General features: G+C 63.1%; 16 protein-coding genes. All 16 read right to left on the bottom strand.

What is annotated here, in order from left to right; genetic code table 11:
* Entirely contained in the window at positions 1-1710 is a 1710-nt protein-coding gene (locus K420_RS0100430; protein WP_027456308.1) for a GspE/PulE family protein, read from the bottom strand.
* A 128-nt stretch (positions 1711-1838) separates the two neighbouring features.
* Positions 1839-3131: a DEAD/DEAH box helicase gene (locus tag K420_RS17735; RefSeq protein WP_084019508.1), complete on the bottom strand. Its 1293-nt coding sequence runs from the start codon at positions 3129-3131 to the stop codon at positions 1839-1841.
* Between the two features lie 52 nt (positions 3132-3183).
* Entirely contained in the window at positions 3184-4365 is a 1182-nt protein-coding gene (locus tag K420_RS0100440) for an O-succinylhomoserine sulfhydrylase (protein ID WP_027456309.1), read from the bottom strand.
* Positions 4365-5906 carry an amidophosphoribosyltransferase gene (gene purF / locus K420_RS0100445; RefSeq protein WP_035854335.1) on the bottom strand — a complete coding sequence of 514 codons (1542 nt, stop codon included), beginning with the start codon at positions 5904-5906 and terminating at the stop codon, positions 4365-4367. Before purF ends, K420_RS0100440 begins: the two co-directional genes overlap by 1 nt.
* Positions 5907-5918: 12 nt before the next feature.
* Positions 5919-6410, bottom strand: coding sequence for a CvpA family protein (locus K420_RS0100450; RefSeq protein WP_027456311.1), 492 nt, complete (start codon positions 6408-6410; stop codon positions 5919-5921).
* Positions 6407-7168, bottom strand: a complete 762-nt coding sequence (locus tag K420_RS0100455; RefSeq protein WP_027456312.1) for an SPOR domain-containing protein — start codon at positions 7166-7168, stop codon at positions 6407-6409. Before K420_RS0100455 ends, K420_RS0100450 begins: the two co-directional genes overlap by 4 nt.
* A 2-nt stretch (positions 7169-7170) precedes the next feature.
* On the bottom strand, positions 7171-8478 hold the full coding sequence (gene folC, locus K420_RS0100460; protein ID WP_027456313.1) for a bifunctional tetrahydrofolate synthase/dihydrofolate synthase: 1308 nt from the start codon (positions 8476-8478) through the stop codon (positions 7171-7173).
* Between the two features lie 71 nt (positions 8479-8549).
* On the bottom strand, positions 8550-9416 hold the full coding sequence (accD, locus tag K420_RS0100465) for an acetyl-CoA carboxylase, carboxyltransferase subunit beta (RefSeq protein WP_027456314.1): 867 nt from the start codon (positions 9414-9416) through the stop codon (positions 8550-8552).
* Positions 9413-10219 (bottom strand): tryptophan synthase subunit alpha, encoded by an 807-nt coding sequence (gene trpA, locus K420_RS0100470; protein ID WP_027456315.1) that lies wholly within the window; start codon positions 10217-10219, stop codon positions 9413-9415. The genes accD and trpA overlap by 4 nt, the downstream gene beginning before the upstream one ends.
* On the bottom strand, positions 10219-11430 hold the full coding sequence (gene trpB / locus K420_RS0100475; protein ID WP_027456316.1) for a tryptophan synthase subunit beta: 1212 nt from the start codon (positions 11428-11430) through the stop codon (positions 10219-10221). Before trpB ends, trpA begins: the two co-directional genes overlap by 1 nt.
* A 117-nt stretch (positions 11431-11547) precedes the next feature.
* A complete protein-coding gene (locus tag K420_RS0100480; protein WP_027456317.1) occupies positions 11548-12183 on the bottom strand; it encodes a phosphoribosylanthranilate isomerase in 636 nt (211 codons plus the stop codon).
* Positions 12180-12968, bottom strand: a complete 789-nt coding sequence (truA, locus tag K420_RS0100485) for a tRNA pseudouridine(38-40) synthase TruA (RefSeq protein WP_027456318.1) — start codon at positions 12966-12968, stop codon at positions 12180-12182. The genes K420_RS0100480 and truA overlap by 4 nt, the downstream gene beginning before the upstream one ends.
* A complete protein-coding gene (locus K420_RS17740; protein ID WP_157274953.1) occupies positions 12965-13558 on the bottom strand; it encodes a hypothetical protein in 594 nt (197 codons plus the stop codon). The genes truA and K420_RS17740 overlap by 4 nt, the downstream gene beginning before the upstream one ends.
* A 62-nt stretch (positions 13559-13620) precedes the next feature.
* A complete protein-coding gene (locus tag K420_RS0100495; protein ID WP_051452891.1) occupies positions 13621-16710 on the bottom strand; it encodes a FimV/HubP family polar landmark protein in 3090 nt (1029 codons plus the stop codon).
* Positions 16711-16867: 157 nt separating this feature from the next.
* Positions 16868-18001 carry an aspartate-semialdehyde dehydrogenase gene (gene asd / locus K420_RS0100500; RefSeq protein WP_027456320.1) on the bottom strand — a complete coding sequence of 378 codons (1134 nt, stop codon included), beginning with the start codon at positions 17999-18001 and terminating at the stop codon, positions 16868-16870.
* A gap of 51 nt (positions 18002-18052) precedes the next feature.
* Positions 18053-19108 carry a 3-isopropylmalate dehydrogenase gene (leuB, locus tag K420_RS0100505; RefSeq protein ID WP_027456321.1) on the bottom strand — a complete coding sequence of 352 codons (1056 nt, stop codon included), beginning with the start codon at positions 19106-19108 and terminating at the stop codon, positions 18053-18055.

Consider the following 19108-nt stretch of genomic DNA (forward strand, 5'->3'; position numbering starts at 1 on the left):
TTAATCCTCGAACTGATTGCTGACACGCATGGCCTCGGCCACCGTCGTCTGCCCGGCCAGCACCAGGCGCACCGCATCGCGGCGCAGGGTTTCGCCAGCCATCTGCTGGCGGGCGATGCGCATGAATTCGCCGGGGTCCTGGTGGTTGATAGCCTCGACCACCGCATCGCTCATTTCCAGGAACTCGTACACACCCGTCCGCCCCTGGAAGCCGGTATTGCCGCAATGCGTGCAGCCGCGGCCATGCTGGAAATCGTGGCTGTCGATCTGATTGCCCAGTTCGTAGCGCAACCACTCGTGTTCGCTCGGCGTCGGCACGTACGGCTCGCGGCAGTTGCCGCAGATGACGCGAACCAGCCGCTGGGCGACAACCATGTGCACCGACAGCGCCACCATGTAGCGCGGCACGCCCATGTCGAGCAGCCGGATCGGGGTCGATACCGCATCGTTGGTGTGCAGGGTGGACAGGACCAGGTGGCCAGTCATCGCCGCGCGCATACCGATTTCGGCGGTTTCCTGGTCGCGCATTTCGCCGATCAGGACAATGTCCGGATCCTGGCGCAGCACGGTGCGCAGCACCCGCGAAAAGGAAAGGTCGATCTTTTCGTGCACCTGCACCTGGTTGAGGCCACCGAGCCGGTATTCGACCGGGTCTTCGACAGTGATCACCTTCTTTTCCGGACTGTTCAATTCGTTCAGTGCGGCATAGAGCGTCGTCGTCTTGCCGGAACCGGTCGGACCGGTGACCAGCACCATGCCGCTCGGCCGTTTCAGCGCGTGCCGGAAGCGCTCCAGCACGCGCGTCGGCATGCCGATCCTGTCCAGTTCGAGCAGGCCGGTGTTCTGGTTGAGCAGACGCATCACGACCGATTCGCCGAACTGCGTCGGCAAGGTGGAAATCCGCACGTCAACCGGGTTGCCGCGCACCTTGATGTTGAAGCGGCCATCCTGCGGCAAGCGCTTTTCGGAAATATCGAGGCCCGACATCAGCTTCAGGCGTAGCGCGACGGCCGACGAGATCTTGGCATCCGCCTCGGTCTGGATATGCAGCACGCCATCGATCCGGAAACGGATGCGCAGCGCCTTTTCCTGCGGTTCGAAATGAATGTCGGAAGCACGCAGGCGCATGGCTTCCTCGAACACCGTCTGCAGCAGCTTGACGACCGGTGCATCCTCCGCCCCCGGGTTCAAGCCGAGCAGGTCGCCGAATTCGATCGGCACATCGCCCAGTTCGGCGGTCAGCTCCTTGGCCAGGCCGGTAATCTGCTCGCCGCGATGGTAAACGCGGTCGATCATGGCCAGCAGTTCGCTCTCGGTCACCACGGCGAGGTCGATCTCGCGGCGCACAAGGCGGGTGATTTCGTCGTAGGCCTGGAGGTCGGTCGGATCGGACATGCCGATCTGCAGGCGGCCATCCGGCAACTGGGCCAGGACCAGGGCACGGAAACGACGAGCCGGTGCCTCGGGCAGCAGCTTGATCAGTTCCGGGGAGGGCGAGAAGCTTTTGAGTTCGACGAAGGGGATCCGCAGCTGACGGGCCAGCGCCTGTGAAATACCGGCTTCGGTGACGTAGCCGCTTTCGACGAAAACGCGGCCCAGTTTGCGCCCGGTGCGCTTTTGCTCGTCGAGCGCGATTTTGAGCTGTTCGTCAGTCAGCAACCCCTGCTGAATCAGCAGGTCGCCAAGCCGGATTTTCTGCGGGGGGGGCATCCCAACCTCCAAAACACCTTAAGAAAACTCACTAACAATATGAAGTTAATGAAATAGTTTTCACAGTAGACGTTTTTGCCGCCCCCGACAAGCGGACTTTTTAACGCTTTGGCGTAATTTCCGGCCAATCAGCGATGGCGGCTACCGGTGTGGTGGTGCGGCGGCCGGCCGGTGCTCTTGCCGGACTTGTGCGTTTGCGTTTTCGGCTGCGCCTTGCCTTGCCCCTGCGGCTTGCGCGCCCCCCGCGGCGGCTGCACCGGACGCGGCTTGGCGACGGCCGACTGCTCGAACCCTTCGATCACCACCCGCTCCAGGCTGCGCTTGATCAGCTTCTCGATATCCTTCAACTGGGCCCGCTCGTCATGGCAGACCAGCGAAATCGCCTCGCCTTCCATGCCAGCCCGGCCGGTGCGGCCGATGCGATGCACATAGTCTTCCGGCACGTTGGGCAGTTCGTAGTTGATGACATAAGGCAGGGCATCGATGTCGATACCGCGGGCCGCGATGTCGGTGGCGACCAGCGCCACCAGCTTGCCGTCCTTGAATTCGCTCAATGCACGGGTGCGGGCGCCTTGCGACTTGTCGCCATGGATCGCCGCCGACTTGATGCCGGCCTTGTCCAGCGTCCGGGCCAGCGCGTCGGCGCCGTGTTTGGTGCGGGCGAAAACGAGTACCTGGTGCCAGCCGCGCGTCGCGAACAGGTGGCAGAGCAGTTCCTTCTTGCGTTCGCGGTCGGTCTCGATGACCTTCTGCGTCACCGTCTCAGCCGCCGTGTTGCGCGGTGCGACATCGACCGATACCGGATTGTGCAGCAGGCCGGCTGCCAGCTCGCGGATCTCCGGCGAGAAGGTGGCCGAGAACATCAGGTTCTGCCGTTCCTTCGGCAGCAGCGCGATGATCTTGCGGATGTCGCGAATGAAGCCCATGTCGAGCATGCGATCGGCCTCGTCAAGCACAAAGATTTCGATCGCCGACAGATCAACCGTGCGTTGCTGGACGTGGTCGAGCAGGCGCCCCGGCGTGGCAACCAGGATATCGACGCCGCGCCGCAGATTGGCGATCTGCGGATTGATGCCGACACCACCGAAGACGGCCAGCGAGTTGATTGGCAGATGCTTGCCGTAAGTGCGCACGCTTTCCTCGACCTGGATGGCCAGTTCGCGGGTCGGCGTCAGAACCAGCACGCGCGGCGTGCGGGCCACGCGGGTCAGGCGGTCGTTCGGCCCGGAAGCCAGGCGATGCAGGATGGGCAGCGTGAAACCAGCCGTCTTGCCGGTACCGGTCTGCGCCGTGGCCATCAGGTCATGGCCAGCCAGCACGGCGGGAATCGCCTGCTGCTGAATCGGCGTCGGCGTGTCGTAACCCTGTTCGGCCACGGCACGCTGGATTTCGGCCTTCAGGCCGAGGTCGGAAAAATGCATGGGGAGTACTCCAAAGCGAAAAACCCGGCCAAAGCCGGGCGCCGCTTAAATATCAGATGAGGGAGAGGCCGCGTTCGAGATCGGCCTGCAGGTCTTCCACCGCTTCAAGGCCGACTGCGATGCGCAGCAGGCCTTCGTTAATGCCGGCGGCGGCCCGGGCTTCCGGGGAAATGCGGCCGTGCGTGGTGGAGGCTGGGTGGGTGATGGTGGTCTTGACGTCGCCCAGGTTGGCCGTGATGGAAAGCAACTGGCAGTTGTCGACCACCGTCCACGCCTGCTCGCGGCCACCCTTGACCTCGAAGGAGACGATGCCGCCGCCGTTCTTCTGCTGTGTCTTGGCCAGTTCGTGCTGTGGATGCGACGGCAGGCCGGGGTAAAACACGCGCGCCACCTTGGGATGCCCTTCCAGCCACGCGGCCAGCCGGGCAGCGTTGGCTGCCTGCGCATCGACGCGCAGCTTGAGGGTTTCGAGGCCCTTGAGCAACACCCAGGCATTGAAGGCCGAAAGCGTCGGGCCAGCCGTGCGCAGGTACTTGAAAACCTCCTCGGTCAGTTTCTTCGGCCCACACACCGCACCGCCCAGCACGCGACCCTGGCCGTCGATGTACTTGGTCGCCGAATGGACGACCAGATCGGCGCCCATTTCCAGTGGCTTTTGCAGGATGGGCGTACAGAAGCAGTTATCCACCGCCACCAAGATGCCCTTGGCGTGCGCGATTGCCGCCAACTGGCGGATGTCGGCAATCTCGGTCAGCGGATTGGACGGCGTTTCCAGGAAAAAGAGTTTCGTTTCCGGACGGATCGCCGCTTCCCAGGCGGACGGATCGGTATGCGACACGAAGGTCGTCGTGATGCCGGTCCGCGACAGGATGTTGTTGAACAGCTGTACGGTGGCACCGAACAGGCTGTTCGAGGCAACGATATGGTCACCCTGCTTGAGGTGGGCAAGACACAGGGCCATGATGGCCGACATGCCGCTCGCCGTGGCGACGCAATCCTCGGCGCCTTCCAGCGCGGCGAGACGCTCCTCGAAAATGCTCACAGTCGGGTTGGAGAAGCGGGCGTAGACGTTGCCTTGCTCCTCGCCGGAGAAGCGGCGGGCGGCCTGCGCCGCACTCTGGAAGACGAAGCTGGAAGTCAGGTACAGCGCCTCGGCGTGCTCGCCGAACTGGCTGCGCTCCTGCCCGGCACGAACGGCCAGGGTCTCCGGGCGGTATTGCGGCGTCTCGGCCATTATTCCTGCCCGCCGTTAGTCAGGCCGAGAACCATCTGCTCCGATGAACGGCTGTCGCCATCTTCATCGCCGCCCTTGGCCGGCTTGCCGCCCCGCTTGCCCTCGACGGCGTCAAGATAATAGGCGTCGATATCCCCGGTGATGTAACAACCGTCGAAACAGGACGCATCGAAGACGGTCAGGTCGGGACGCAGCTTGGTGATCGACTGCTTGAGCGCCTCGATGTCCTGATAGATCAGCGCATCGGCACCGATTTCGGCGGCGATCTGCGCATCGGTACGGCCGGTGGCGATCAGCTCGGCGCGGGTCGGCATGTCGATGCCGTACACGTTGGGGAAGCGCACCGGTGGCGCGGCGGATGCGAAATAGACCTTGGTCGCCCCGGCGGCCCGCGCCATTTCGACGATCTCGCGGCTGGTCGTGCCACGCACGATGGAATCATCAACCAGCAGCACGCGCTTGCCCTTGAATTCCTGACCGACGGTATTCAGCTTCTGGCGCACCGATTTCTTGCGCATGGCCTGGCCCGGCATGATGAAGGTGCGGCCGACGTAGCGGTTCTTGACGAAGCCTTCACGGAACGGGATACCCAGGGCATGCGCCAGTTGCATCGCAGACGGCCGGCTGGAATCCGGAATCGGAATGACGACATCGATCTCGTCGACCGGGATGGTCGCCTGGACCTTCTCGGCCAGCAGTTCGCCCATGGCCAGACGGGCCTCGTAGACCGATACGCCGTCAATGACGGTATCCGGACGGGCGAGATAGACGTATTCGAAAATGCACGGCGCGTACATCGGCTGCTGCGCGCACTGCCGGGCATGCAGTTGATGGTTGAGGTCGATGAAGATCGCCTCGCCCGGCTCGATGTCGCGCACCATCTGGAAACCGAGCGTATCGAGGGCGACCGATTCCGAAGAAACCAGGTATTCCATGCCGGCCGGGGTCGCGTTCTGGCCGTACACCAGTGGCCGGATACCGTGCGGGTCGCGGAAGGCCAGCAGGCCATAGCCGGCAATCAGGACGACCACCGCGTAGGCGCCGCGGCAACGACGATGCACGCCGGCCACCGCCTGGAAAATGCTCTCCACGTCCAGTTCATAGCCATGCGCCGCCGACTGCAGTTCGTGCGCCAGGACGTTGAGCAGTACTTCCGAATCGGAATTGGTGTTGATGTGCCGGCGATCCATGCGGAACATCTCTTCCTTGAGTTGCTCGGCGTTGGTCAGGTTGCCGTTGTGGCCGAGCACCAGGCCAAAGGGGGAATTGACGTAGAAAGGCTGGGCCTCGGCAAAATTGTAGGCCGAGCCCGCCGTCGGGTAGCGCACGTGGCCGATGCCCCAGTTCCCGGGCAGGGCTCGCATGTTGCGGGTACGGAAAACATCGCGCACCAGCCCCGGCCCCTTGTGCAGATGGAAGGTGTTGCCTTCCGCCGTGGCGATGCCCGCTGCGTCCTGGCCGCGATGCTGCAGCACCATCAGGCCATCGTAAAGCAACTGGTTGACCGGCGTTGTCGCCATTACACCGAGAATCCCGCACATAGTTTTTCCTGCCTAGCTGAATCGAATTCGTTTTGCCAAATCGTCCGGCAACCAGGGCTTGGTTGCCAGGACGGCCGTTTCCAGAGGTGCCGCCAGCGTCGATTGCTGCCACCAGGCCTGCTGCGGCGCCGAGGTCATGCCCCCCAGGCCGACCAGCACCATGCAGACCAGCACACCACGCGCCAGCCCGAACAGCATGCCGAGAATGCGATCCGACACCGACAGGCCAAGGGCCTTGACCATGCTCCTGACCAGCATCCTGAACAGCGCCATGACCACCAGCACCCCGACAAAGATCACCACACAACCCGCCAGCGTCCGCAAGGCCGGATCAGACATGCCGGCGAACAGCGCACTGCCCACCCCCGCGCCGAACTCGACAGCGGCGACAATGGCCAGCACCCAGGCGACCAGCGCGATGATCTCGCCCACCACGCCGCGCCACAGACCAAAAATCAGGGAGACGCCGACGATGCCGAGGGCAACGTAGTCGAATCCTGTCATGGCTTGGCGGCGACCACTCCGGAAACACCGATACCCCGCATCTTCTCCAGCGCCTTCTCGGCGGCTTCGCGATTCGGGAAGGGGCCGGCCCGCACCCGGGTCTTCTTGCCCTGCGGCGTGTCGAGCGGCTCGCTGAAGGTCTTGATGCCCTGCTCCGCCAGCTTGCTCTTCAAAATCTTGACGTTGGCCTCGTTGGCGAAGGCGCCGATCAGCACCAGATACTCGCCGCTCTTCGCTGCCGGCTTGCTATCGCCTGCCTTGGCCTCGGCCGGCTGCTGTCCGGCCAGGATGGCGGCAGCGCGCTTGGCCTCATCGGTTTTCGGCTTGTCGACCGGTTTTTCGACAACCTTCTCAACCGGCTTGGCAGCAGGCTTGTCCGCGGCCTTTTCCGGTACCTTGTCGGCCTTGCCGGCCGGCTTCTCGGCAACCTTGTCGGCGGCCTTGCCGTCCCGGGCCACTTCCAGCACGCGTGCGGTTGGCTTGACCGGCGCCTCGACCGGCGGCCTGCTCTCGACCACGACCGGTGGTTCGGCAGGCTTTTCAAGCGCCTTGTCGACCGGTGCGGCGGCAAACTTCGGGGCAAAGGGCTTTTCATCCTGACCGGGAATACGGATCTCGACGTCCTGCACCGTCTGGCGCGGCTCGTGATCCATCACCATCGGCAACACCACAGCCACCACGGACGCGAAGAAGACCGCTCCGACCAGGCGGCGGCGGGCGCGTTTCTTCAGGTGCAACTGAGCGTCGTTGTCTTCCATGCCTAGGCTTTTTTCCCAAGCGCCTCGAGTGCGCCGGCGACCGTGTAGAAGGATCCAAAGGCGAGAATTCTATCACTTTCAGAGGCTTGCCCTTTGGCCGCCCGCATCGCCTCCTGTGGCGAAGCGTGGCACACTACCTCACCGCCGAGGCGGTTCTCGCTGATGATGCCGGCCAACGTTTCGGCTGGGGTACCGCGCAAACCGCCCAGTGTCGCGACATGCCAGACATCGACCTTGTCGCGCAGCGGGGCCAGCGCGCCGGCGATATCCTTGTCGCTCAGCATGCCGACGACAGCCAGCGTGCGGTTGAAGAAACCCATGCCCGACAGGTTGTCGGCCAGCACCTTGATGGCCTGCGGGTTATGTCCGACGTCAAGTACGATGGCCGGCTTGCCGGGCACCACCTGGAAACGCCCGGCCAGTTCGGTTTCGATCAGGCCGGGCCGAATCGCCTGCATGGTGACCGGCAACTTGTCCGCCAGCGCCTCCAGCGCAGCCAGCGCAACGGCTGCATTGGCCAGTTGCGTCGCCCCGCGCAGGCCGGGATAGGCCAGCGCCCGTTTCAGGATCTGCCCGCCGGAGCGGCACCACCAGCGCCATTGCAGACGGTTTTCGCCGGTTTCGGCGGCCGGCCGCTCGAAGCCGAAATCGCGCCCAATCAGGCGCAAATCGGCGCCGATGGCTGCAGCGTGGTCGAGCAGGCTTTGTGGCGGGCGCGGATCGGCGCACAAAGCCGGCCTGCCCGAGCGATAGATGCCCGCCTTTTCAAAACCGATCGACTCGCGGTCCGGCCCCAACCAGTCCGTATGATCGAGCGCCACGGTAGTCACGATGGAAACATCGGGCTCGTAGGCATTGACTGCATCGAGCCGCCCGCCCAGGCCGACTTCAAGGACCGCGGCCTCGACGCCGGCGGCGGCGAAGACCTCCCAGGCGGCCAGCGTACCGAACTCGAAATAGGTCAGCGCGACATCGCCAGCCTGCCGGCGCGCCGCCTCGACCCGTGCAAATGCCGCGCACAGGGCTTCGTCATCGACCGGTCGCCCGTTCAGGCGGACCCGCTCGTTATAGGCCAGCAAATGCGGCGAGGTGTAGCAGCCAACCTTGTAGCCGGCCCGATCAATGATGTTTTCGAGGTAAGCGCAGGTCGAGCCTTTGCCGTTGGTGCCGCCGACCGTGATCACCGGGCAATGCTGTGTCTGGCCGAGCGCCGCCTTGACGCGGCGGATGCGCTCCAGCCCCAGCTCAATACCGGCCTGTCCCTTGGGGTGCAGGCCTTCCAGATGTTGCAGCCAGTCTTCTTTAGTCATCAGCTGTCAGTCGTGGGTGATTAGTCGCTCGATGCTCGCTGACAACAGGCAACTAACAATTGACAACTTGCTCAGGCGGCCGCCGGCAGTTTGAGCAGGAGCGCCAGGGTGCGGGCGACCTGGTCGCGCAGCTCGCGACGGTCGACGATCATGTCGATAGCGCCCTTGTCGAGCAGGAATTCGGAACGCTGAAAGCCTTCCGGCAGTTTTTCGCGCACCGTCTGCTCGATGACGCGCGGACCGGCAAAGCCGATCAGTGCATTCGGTTCAGCGATGACCACGTCGCCGACAAAGGCGAAGGAAGCGGAGACGCCCCCCATGGTCGGGTCGGTGAGGATCGATATGAAGGGCTGGCCGGCTTCCGACAGCTTGGTCAGGGCGGCCGTCGTCTTCGCCATCTGCATCAGCGAGAACAGGCCTTCCTGCATGCGGGCACCGCCGGAAGCGGTAATGCAGATGAACGGCATCTTCTGCTCGACCGCATTCTGCACACCCCGTACGAAGCGCTCGCCAAGCACGGAACCCATCGAGCCGCCCATGAAGTCGAATTCAAAGGCGGCAGCGACGACCGGCATGGTTTTGATCGCACCCTGCATGACCACCAGCGAATCGCTCTCGCCAGTTGCCTCGTTAGCCTCCATCAAGCGATCCGGGTATTTCTTGGAGTCCTTGAACTTCAGGCTGTCGACCGGCACGACTTCAGCTCCGATCTCGAAGCGGCCTTCCGCGTCAAGTAACAAGTCGAGACGCTGTCGCGCGTTCAGGCGGTTGTGATGGCCGCACTTCGGGCACACCTGCATGTTGTTTTCCAGGTCGGTCGCATAGAGCACCGCTTCGCAGGAAGGGCACTTGCTCCACAAGCCTTCCGGCAGGTTGGAACGGCGTTGCCCCTGCTCGCGCTTGATTTTCGGGGGCAGCAGTTTGGTCAGCCAGCTCATTTTTTCACCTCATCCACACCGCGGCGAATATCCGCCACCAACGCCTTGACGTTGGCACAGGCGGTTTCCGCGGTCGATTTTTCAATTTCCTCGATGATCCGGCTACCGACAACGACGGCATCGGCAAAGACAGCGATGCGCTTGGCCGTTGCCGCATCGCGGATACCAAAGCCGACACCGACCGGCAGGCCGGTTTTTTGCCGAATGGCCGGCAGGCGCTCGGCCACAGCATTGACGTTCAGTGCGCCGGAACCGGTTACCCCGGCCAGCGACACGTAATAGACATAGCCGCTGGCGATCTGCGCCACCTGGGCGATCCGCTCGGCACTGGAGGTCGGGGCGATCAAGAAAATCGGATCCATGCCCTGCGCCTTCATGGCTGTTCCAAAACTCTCGGCCTCCTCCGGCGGATAATCGACCACCAGCACACCGTCCACACCCGACTGCGCGGCCTTTTCGGCAAAACGCTGCAGACCCATGGCCTCGATCGGGTTGGCGTAGCCCATCAGGACGACCGGCGTCTTGTCATCGACGGTGCGGAAAGTCGTGACCAGCTGCAACACCTTGCGCAACGTCATGCCGCGCGCCAGGGCGCGCTCGGAAGCGCGCTGGATGGTCGGGCCATCGGCCATCGGATCGGAGAACGGCACCCCCAGTTCGATCACGTCGGCACCGGCCTCGACCAGCGCGTGCATCAGGGGCACGGTCAGGTCGGCGCTCGGGTCGCCGGCGGTGATGAAGGGGATCAGCGCCTTGCGGCCCTCGCCGTTCAGGCGTTCGAAAGCTTTTTGAATGCGCGACATCAGAACTGGATCCCCGACTTTTCGGCCACGGTATGCATGTCCTTGTCACCCCGGCCGGAGAGGTTGACCAACAGAATCTTGTCCTTGCCCAGCGTCGGTGCCAGCTTCGCAGCATAGGCCAGCGCGTGGCTGGACTCCAGCGCCGGGATGATGCCTTCCAAGCGGCACAGATTGTGGAAGGCTTCGAGCGCCTCAGCGTCAGTGATCGGCTGATATTCGGCGCGGCCAATGTCCTTCAGCCAGGCGTGTTCCGGGCCGACGCCCGGGTAATCGAGGCCGGCCGAAACCGAATGTGTCTCGATGATCTGGCCATCCTTGTCCTGTAGCAGGTAGGTCCGGTTGCCGTGCAGGACACCCGGTACACCAGCGGTCAGCGAGGCAGCATGCTTGCCAGTCTCGATGCCTGAACCAGCCGCCTCGACACCGATCAGGCGAACGCCTTCGACGTTGATGTAGGGGTAGAAGATGCCCATCGCGTTCGAACCGCCCCCCACCGCGGCAATCACTGCATCCGGCTGGCGGCCGGCCATTTCCGGCATCTGGGTCAGGCATTCCTCGCCGATGATCTTCTGGAAGTCGCGGACCAGCATCGGGTAGGGGTGCGGCCCGGCGACCGTGCCGATGATGTAGAAGGTGTTGTGGATGTTGGTCACCCAGTCGCGCATCGCTTCGTTCAGCGCGTCCTTCAGCGTCTTGGAACCGGATTCAACGGGCACGACCTTCGCACCGAGCAGCTTCATGCGATAGACGTTGGCCGCCTGGCGCTTGACGTCCTCGCTGCCCATGTAGACGACGCATTCCATGCCATAGCGGGCAGCAACCGTCGCCGTCGCGACACCATGCTGGCCGGCGCCGGTTTCGGCGATCACCCGCGGCTTGCCCATGCGCTTGGCGAGCATGGCCTGGCCGATACAGTTGTTCACCTTGTGAGCGCCGGTATGGTTCAGGTCTTCACGCTTCAGGTAGATCTGTGCGCCGCCGAGCAGATCGGACCAGCGTTTGGCGTGATAGATCGGCGACGGCCGACCGACGAAGTGCTTCAGCTCGTATTCGTACTCGGCATGGAAGGCCGGGTCGGCCTGGGCGGCAGCATAGGCCGCCTTCAATTCGTCGAGTGCGCCAAACAGCGTCTCAGCGACGAAAACACCGCCATAGGGGCCGAAATGGCCCTTGGCATCAGGAAAAGTATAAGGCGTAGTGGACATGGCAATCTCTCTGCAAAAACGGGAAGGATGGATGGACGGGCAACGCCCCGAATCAGGGATGATTCGCCAGATGGCGCCGCCAACAAGTCCGGGTAATGCCACCCGCCGATTTCCGCATGATCCTTATCCTTCACCGCCCGCCGCGTCGGCTGCCCGTACGGCAGCAACAAAAGCGCGCATCTTGTCGTGATCCTTGATGCCCTTGCTCACTTCCACTCCCGACGAGACATCGACCGCCGCCGGCCGTACCCGCCGGATGGCATCGCCGACATTCGCGTCATGCAGACCGCCAGACAACACCAGATAACCTGGCAAATCGGGCGGAATCAGCGTCCAGTCGAAGACATGGCCGCCGCCACCATAACCTTCAACGAAGGCATCCAGCAGCAATCCACGAGCGTCGTGATACGAGCGGGCGAATTCTACCAGATCAAGCCCCGGCCTCACCCGCGCCGCCCGCAGCCAGGGCCTGGCGAACTGCCGGCAGTACGCCGCATCCTCGTCGCCGTGGAACTGCAGCAGGTTGATCGGCAATTCGGAGCAGGCTGCCCGCACGACCTCAGATGCCTCATTGACGAAGAGTCCGACGATATCGACAAACGGCGGAATCCGTTTCGCCAGCTCGGCCGCCCGCCGCGGTGTCACGTACCGCGGACTGGCCGGATAGAGCACGAAGCCGATGGCGTCTGCCCCGGCCTCGACGGCCGCTTCGACATCTGCCTCGCGTGTCAGGCCGCAAATCTTGATGCGGGTTTTCATGTCAGGACTCCATCGAGAAATTCGTCGCCCCCCTCAGGCAGCCCCCAGTGCGGCTCGTAAACCGGTCCGCGGAAATAGAGCCCGTCCGGCGAGAAAGTCGGCGCCGCCAGCTTGCGGTCCTTCATCTGCAGCAATGCGTCGACCCAGCCTGCCGGCTGCGCCCCCTTGCCAACATACACCAGCGTCCCGACCAGATTGCGCACCATGTGATGCAGGAAGGCGCTGGCCTCAAAATCAAAGACGAACAGGCTGCCGCACTGCCGGACCATCGCCTGGGTCATGATCTTGATCGGCGACTTGGCCTGACACTCCGCCGCCCGGAAAGCCGAGAAATCGTGCTCACCGAGCAACCGGGCCGCCGCTGCCTGCATCGCCGCCAGATCCAGCGGACCGTGAAACCAGCCGACCCGGCCCTGCCACAACGCCGGTCGCTGCGGCCGGTTGAGCAGAAGGTATCGGTAGCGTCGACCGCGGGCACTGAACCGGGCATGAAAGGCCTCGTCAACCGGCTGCACCCAGCGCACCGCCACGCCATCCGGCAAATGCGAATTGACACCGCGCACCCAGGCCGTGAGCGGCCGCTCCGCGTCGGTGTCGAAATGCACGACCTGCTGCGTGGCATGCACCCCGGCATCGGTGCGACCGGCGCACAGCACCCCGGTCCGCCCCCCGGCGATCCGGGCCAGCGCCGCTTCCAGCGCATCCTGCACGGTACCGCCACCGGCCTGGCTCTGCCAGCCGCGAAAGGCCGTTCCGCAATACTCCACACCCAGGGCAATTCTCATGCTATCCAGACTCCCAGCAAACCCGCCGCACAGGCCAGCACCACGCCACTGTCACGCACCGTCCACGGCAAGACGGCCAGACTCAGATTTTCCACCCCTGTTGCTGCACGAGCTTCGGCATGCAGCATGCGCCGCCACGCGCCGGGGTCCGGTGGCGTCTGCAGGGCGTCGAGCACCAGGGACAAACGCACGACCAGGCGCTCGACACCTAACCCCAGGCGCTCAAAGGGCCGAAGCAGGCCCCACAAGCCGCAGACCAGGCCCTGCCGTCCCTGAACCTGGAACAGCCAAGCCAGCCAGAGCAGCAGGACCAACAGCCGCACAACCTGCAGAACTCCCTCATCAATCCCCTCCCGCGTCGGCGCCCACGCCCAATCCAGCCAGGCTTCGCCGGGCGTGTTGTAAGCCAGGATCAACCACAGCGCCAGCAACAGCCAGCGCGCCCGCCACGCATAGGCCAGCCAGGGCCGCCAGGCGCTCATTGCGCCAAGCAGGGGCAACACCATGAGAACGGCCAGCCCGGCATAGCCGACAAATTGCGCACCAAGCACAGCGGCAAACCAGACAATCAACGCACAGGAAGGATGCAAACCAGACCCTCAAAATGCGAAAGGCCCCTCGCGGGGCCATTCGCCGATCGCAAGGCTGAATTCTACCCGCCGATACGACCGAGTATCGTCCTGGCCTGTTCGACGAGATCAACCGGCCCCTCGCCGATGACTTCCTGCAACAGTTCGCGGGCGCCTTCCAGGTCGCCCATTTCCTCGTAGGCCTTGGCCAGATCGAGTTTGGTGTTGACCTCTTCCCACTGCGCATCACGGGCTGCTTCCGGGATGTCCTGAGCCGGAACAGGCTCGACCGTCGAACTCTCCACCGTTTCCAGCGCCGGTGCAGGGACTGGCTGCACCGGTTCCGCCGAGAGATCGAGGTTGATCGATCCGATGTCGAACTCGGGGGTCGCCATCGGCTGCCCGAGGAAAACTGAATCGGTCAGCTTGACGTCGAATTCAAGGGAGTCCGTGTCAGTGACGGCAGTATTCACCACCGTGTTCGTCAACTCCGGCGCTTCCGGCGGGGCGCCGAAATCGAGCAAATCGGCATCGCCGACGAAGGTATCGGTTCCAGCCAGCGGATTGACGACAGTCTGCGTCATCGACACATCGACCGCCGGTTCCGGATTGGCGCTCGCCGTATCGACAGAAGCCCCCTGGCCATCCGGACCGACCCAGGTGCCGAGTCCGACATCCATTTCATCGCCCATGGCGGAGGATGGCATGACCAGGGTTCCCTCCGGGGAGAAATCCGGTGCCGAAGCCGAGGTACTGTCCTGTTCCAGCAAGGGCTCTTCCGCGACATTCAGATCGAAGTCAATGATGCCAACCTCTTCGGCCGGTTGCGGCTCGCTGATCGGCAAGGGTTCCGGCGTCACCGCTTCATCGGCGATGTGGAAATCAAGTGCGCCAACATCGTCCTGAACAACGGTTTCGGCAATTTCCGCATTCGTCTCGCCTGATTCCATCCGGACTTCTTCCGGCGCAACGACCGCTTCACCCAGGTCGAAATCGAGGGTCATCCCATCCGCGACGACATCGGTCGGCTCCGGCTCGACCGACAAAACGGCCTCTTCAGGCTCATTCGGCAACACCACGGTATCGCGTTCGCCAGCCTCGGCGAGGCTGATTTCCGACGACACCGGGGGGGCTTCCCAAGCCGGAGTTGCCGGCTCTTCAAGCGGCGGAGCAGCCTCAGGCTCGGCAAATACCGGGGCTTCAACCGGTAGCTCAAGCGCGGCGACTGCAGCCGCTGCCGCGACGCCCCCCTGGGTTGCGGAACTGCCGTACAACGGATTACCCGGGTCGAGTGTCGCCCCCAACGCAGCGGCCTTCTCCCAATCCGGGCCGATACCCGCGGTCTGGGCATACAGTTCGCTGGCCAGGGTTTCGAATTGCTTCAGGCTGCGGCGATTGGCGTAAATCTCAAGCAGTTTGGCGTGAATCGCTGTCCGTTGGGGATCTTTCTGCAAGGCTTCGAGGAGGATCTCCTCGGCCTGCGTATCGCGCCCGTAGGCCATGTAGACATCGGCCTCGGCCACCGGATCGACCTCATCGGTATCGATGGTTCCCGGCCCGGTCTGGCTGAAATCACCCGTCTGCGGCGGGGTATTGCCGGTGTCGACACTTTGTCCGCCAGTCATGCGGAAAACCGAATTGGGCCCCAGACTGGAGGGCATGGGCGCCGCCGTGGTTTCCAGCGAAGTACCTTGTTGCCCGCGGCGACGCTTGAGCATGAAGTAGGCGGCCAGCAAAGCCAGAATACCCCCCCCGCCCAGCAGCGGCAGGGGATCTTCTATCAGGCCATCGACCAGACTGGGTTCTTCCACCGGCATCGGCGCCGGCGGCACAACAGCCTTCGGCGGTTCGACCGGCTTGGCCGCCTCAATCTTCGGGGCTTCCGCCGATTTTTCTTCCACCGGTGCCTTGGCGGCCTCGGCCGGCTTGGCCGGCTCAGGCACCTTTGGCGGCTCTTCCGACTTAGCCGCCGGCTTTGGCGGTTCAACCGGTTTAACCGCCTCAATCGGCTGGGGCTCTTCCTTCTTCACCGGCTGCTGCAATTCAGCCAGCTTCTGGTTCTTCATTTCGAGCAACTTCTGCAACTCGGCGACATTCTTTTCAAGAATCGCCATACGCTCCTGGGCGTCCTTGAGCGCCTTTTCGCGTGCCACCTGCTCGGCCAACTCGGCGGCAGCGGTCCCCTTCGCTGTCGCATCGGTGCGCGCCACCTTGACCTGATCCTTGCCTTGTTCGGCAGGTGCGGCCTTTTCTTCCACCTTGGCAGTGATCTTGCCTGTGCTCGACTGCGATGCGCCATCATCGGCCTTGGCCGGCATCTTGCCGGTCGACGCCGCGAGCTTCTGGCGATAGTTGTTCCAGTCACCGGTCTGGGCGACGTAAACCTTGCTGGCTTCGGCCGGGGAAATCGATTCCACAGCCGATTTCTCAGGCACGTTCAGGATGGCACCAGCCTTCAGGCGATTGACATTCTGGCCAATGAAGGCATCCGGGTTGTTGCGGAACAGGCCGACCAGCATCTGCTCAAGCGATACGCCATCGTATTGCGTCTCGCCGGCGATCTTGCGCAACGTGTCACCAGGCTGAACGACGCGGGAATTGCCACGCTCAGCAGCCGCTCTCGGTTCGGCGGGGACTTTCGCAGCACGCGCCGCCCCCCTAGCCGAAGGAGCGCGCTCGGCTACGGCACCACCGCCACGCACTGTTTCCACCACACGCGCCTCGGCCACCGGCTGTGCAGCCTGCTTTGCGGCAATTTCCGGCGGATCGAGCAGGAAGGTGTACTCTCGCACCAGACGCCCGGAGGGCCAGTTCAATTCGACGAGAAAATCCAGAAAAGGCTCGTTGATCGGCTTGGCTGACGTAACCTTGACCACCGCCAGCCCGCCGGGTCGCTTTTCCACCGTAAACCGCAAATCAAGCAGGACGCTGGCGAAGTCGACACCAGCCTGGCGAAACACATCCTGCGGCGCCAGACGGGCCGTCATCCCGGCCAGTTCATCCTTCGTTGCGCCAATATCGAGTTCGGCGCGCAACGGCTGCCCCAGGCCGGACAGCACGGTCAGCTTGCCCAAACCGGCAGCCTCGGCCAGGAGAGGCACAAACGACATGCAGGAGGCGACAGCCAGTGCTGCCGCACGCATCTTGAACTTGGTGTGTTTAGTTTCGATCACAGCGAAACCCTGAGTGTGGAATTTGGGACTTTCAAATTAACATCATGGACTTAGCAATGCAAGCTAAACCCGCTTCTAATTTATGGCCTTTTGCATATTCCCAACAAATAAAAAGCCGGGGACTTGCCCCGGCTTGTTTGGGTGACGCTCCGACGAATCAGGCGTCGAGCAGGATGCGCAGCATACGGCGCAACGGCTCGGCGGCCCCCCACAGCAACTGGTCACCGCAGGTGAAAGCAGCCAGATACTCCGGCCCCATGGCCATCTTGTGCAGACGGCCGACAGGCACGGTCAGGGTACCGGTGACAGCAGCCGGGGTCAGTTCGCGCTCGGAGATCTCGCGCTCGTTCGGCACGACCTTGGCCCATTGATTGGCCTTGGCCAGCATGTCGCTGATTTCGTCGAGCGGAACATCTTTCTTCAGCTTGATGGTCAGCGCCTGCGAGTGACAGCGCATGGCCCCGATGCGCACGCACAGGCCGTCGATCGGAATCGAGCCGACGGTCTTGAAGGCCGGACGCCCCAGAATCTTGTTGCACTCGGCGCCACCCTTCCACTCTTCCTTCGATTGGCCGCCCTCGACCGGGACATCGATCCACGGGATCAGCGAGCCGGCGAGCGGGGTATTGCGGAAGTTCTTTTTCGGAAAGCCGTCCGAACGGATGGTCTCAGCGACCTTGCGGTCAATGTCGAGGATAGCCGAGGCCGGATCGGCCAACAAATCCTTGACGGAATCATGGATGACACCCATCTGCGAGATCAGTTCACGCATGTTTTGCGCGCCGGCACCGGAAGCAGCCTGGTAGGTCATCGAGGTAGCCCACTCGACGAGATCGTTCTGGAACAGGCCGCCGAGACCCATCAGCATCAGCGATACGGTGCAGTTGCCACCGATCCAGTTCTTGCCGCCCTTGGCGAGCGAGTCCTTGATCACGTTCATGTTGACCGGGTCGAGGATGATCACGGCGTCATCGGCCATGCGCAACGCCGAGGCAGCATCGATCCAGTGACCATTCCAGCCGGCGGCACGCAGCTTGGGGAAGACGTCCTTGGTATAGTCGCCCCCCTGGCAGGTGATGACGATGTCGCAGGCTTTCAGCGCCTCGATGCTGGAAGCGTCCTGCAACGGCAGGGAAGCCTCCTTCCCGCCGAATACCGGTGCCTTGCCGCCTGCAGCGGAAGTCGAGAAATAGACGGGATCAATATGGGCGAAATCACCTTCCTCGACCATGCGCTGCATCAGCACGGAACCGACCATGCCACGCCAACCGACCAGACCAACCTTCTTCATGTCATCACTCTCCAATACAAACTTGTTTAACGCGGCACAGCGCCGAATGGTTTACGCCAGCGCCGCCAGCACGGCATCGCCCATTTCCCGGGTCCCAACCTTGTTGGTCCCGCGCTCGTAAATGTCCCCCGTGCGATAGCCCTGAGCCAACACTTTTTTGACCGCATTTTCGATGCGCAGTGCCTGCTCCTCGAGGCCGAAGGTATAACGCAGCATCATCGCCGCCGAGAGAATGGTGGCCAGCGGATTCGCCACGCCCTTGCCGGCGATGTCCGGCGCCGAACCGTGCGACGGCTCGTAGAGGCCCTTGTTCTTGTCATCGAGCGAAGCCGAGGGCAGCATGCCGATTGAACCGGTCAGCATCGAGGCCTCGTCGGACAGGATGTCGCCGAACATGTTGCCGGTGACCATCACATCGAATTGCTTGGGGGCCTTGACCAGTTGCATGGCCGCGTTGTCGACCAGCATGTGGCTCAATTCAACATCCGGGTAATCGTGCGCTACCTCGATCATCACATCACGCCAGAGTTGGGTGCATTCCAGCACGTTCATCTTGTCCACCGAGCACAGCTTCTTGTTGCGCTTTTGCGCCGCCTGGAAGGCAACATGGCCAATGCGGCGGATTTCTGACTCGCTGTACACCATGGTATTGAAACCAACGCGCTCACCGTTTTCCTCGCGCACGCCGCGAGGTTGACCAAAGTAGATGTCACCCGTCAGCTCTCGAACTATCAGGATGTCGAGACCAGCCACGACCTCCGGCTTCAGCGTCGATGCATTGGCCAACTCGGGGTAAAGAATGGCCGGACGCAGGTTGGCAAACAGGTTCAGGTCCTTGCGGATGCCGAGCAGACCACGCTCCGGACGCTGTTCGCGCGGCAAAGCATCCCACTGCGGACCGCCGACGGCGCCCAGCAGCACAGCATCCGCCGCACGAGCCAGCTTGCGGGTTGCCTCCGGATACGGTTCGCCGGTTGCATCGACAGCACAACCGCCGAGCAGCGCTTCCTCCATCTCGAACTTGAGGTCGAGCGCTTTCAGGACACGCACCGCTTCGGCAGTGATTTCGGGACCAATGCCGTCACCCGGCAAAACGCAAATCTTCAT

It is taken from the genome of Dechloromonas agitata is5 (assembly GCF_000519045.1).
GTDB classification, from domain to species: domain Bacteria; phylum Pseudomonadota; class Gammaproteobacteria; order Burkholderiales; family Rhodocyclaceae; genus Azonexus; species Azonexus agitatus.

What these genes read in the sequence shown, in the direction of transcription:
- K420_RS0100450 (WP_027456311.1), bottom strand. Translation starts at nt 6,410, where the DNA reads ATGACAGGATTCGACTACGTTGCCCTCGGCATCGTCGGCGTCTCCCTG.
- trpA (WP_027456315.1), bottom strand. Translation starts at nt 10,219, where the DNA reads ATGTCGCGCATTCAAAAAGCTTTCGAACGCCTGAACGGCGAGGGCCGC.
- accD (WP_027456314.1), bottom strand. Translation starts at nt 9,416, where the DNA reads ATGAGCTGGCTGACCAAACTGCTGCCCCCGAAAATCAAGCGCGAGCAG.
- K420_RS0100430 (WP_027456308.1), bottom strand. Translation starts at nt 1,710, where the DNA reads ATGCCCCCCCCGCAGAAAATCCGGCTTGGCGACCTGCTGATTCAGCAG.
- K420_RS17735 (WP_084019508.1), bottom strand. Translation starts at nt 3,131, where the DNA reads ATGCATTTTTCCGACCTCGGCCTGAAGGCCGAAATCCAGCGTGCCGTG.
- K420_RS0100440 (WP_027456309.1), bottom strand. Translation starts at nt 4,365, where the DNA reads ATGGCCGAGACGCCGCAATACCGCCCGGAGACCCTGGCCGTTCGTGCC.
- K420_RS0100455 (WP_027456312.1), bottom strand. Translation starts at nt 7,168, where the DNA reads ATGGAAGACAACGACGCTCAGTTGCACCTGAAGAAACGCGCCCGCCGC.
- purF (WP_035854335.1), bottom strand. Translation starts at nt 5,906, where the DNA reads ATGTGCGGGATTCTCGGTGTAATGGCGACAACGCCGGTCAACCAGTTG.
- folC (WP_027456313.1), bottom strand. Translation starts at nt 8,478, where the DNA reads ATGACTAAAGAAGACTGGCTGCAACATCTGGAAGGCCTGCACCCCAAG.
- K420_RS0100480 (WP_027456317.1), bottom strand. Translation starts at nt 12,183, where the DNA reads ATGAAAACCCGCATCAAGATTTGCGGCCTGACACGCGAGGCAGATGTC.
- leuB (WP_027456321.1), bottom strand. Translation starts at nt 19,108, where the DNA reads ATGAAGATTTGCGTTTTGCCGGGTGACGGCATTGGTCCCGAAATCACT.
- truA (WP_027456318.1), bottom strand. Translation starts at nt 12,968, where the DNA reads ATGAGAATTGCCCTGGGTGTGGAGTATTGCGGAACGGCCTTTCGCGGC.
- asd (WP_027456320.1), bottom strand. Translation starts at nt 18,001, where the DNA reads ATGAAGAAGGTTGGTCTGGTCGGTTGGCGTGGCATGGTCGGTTCCGTG.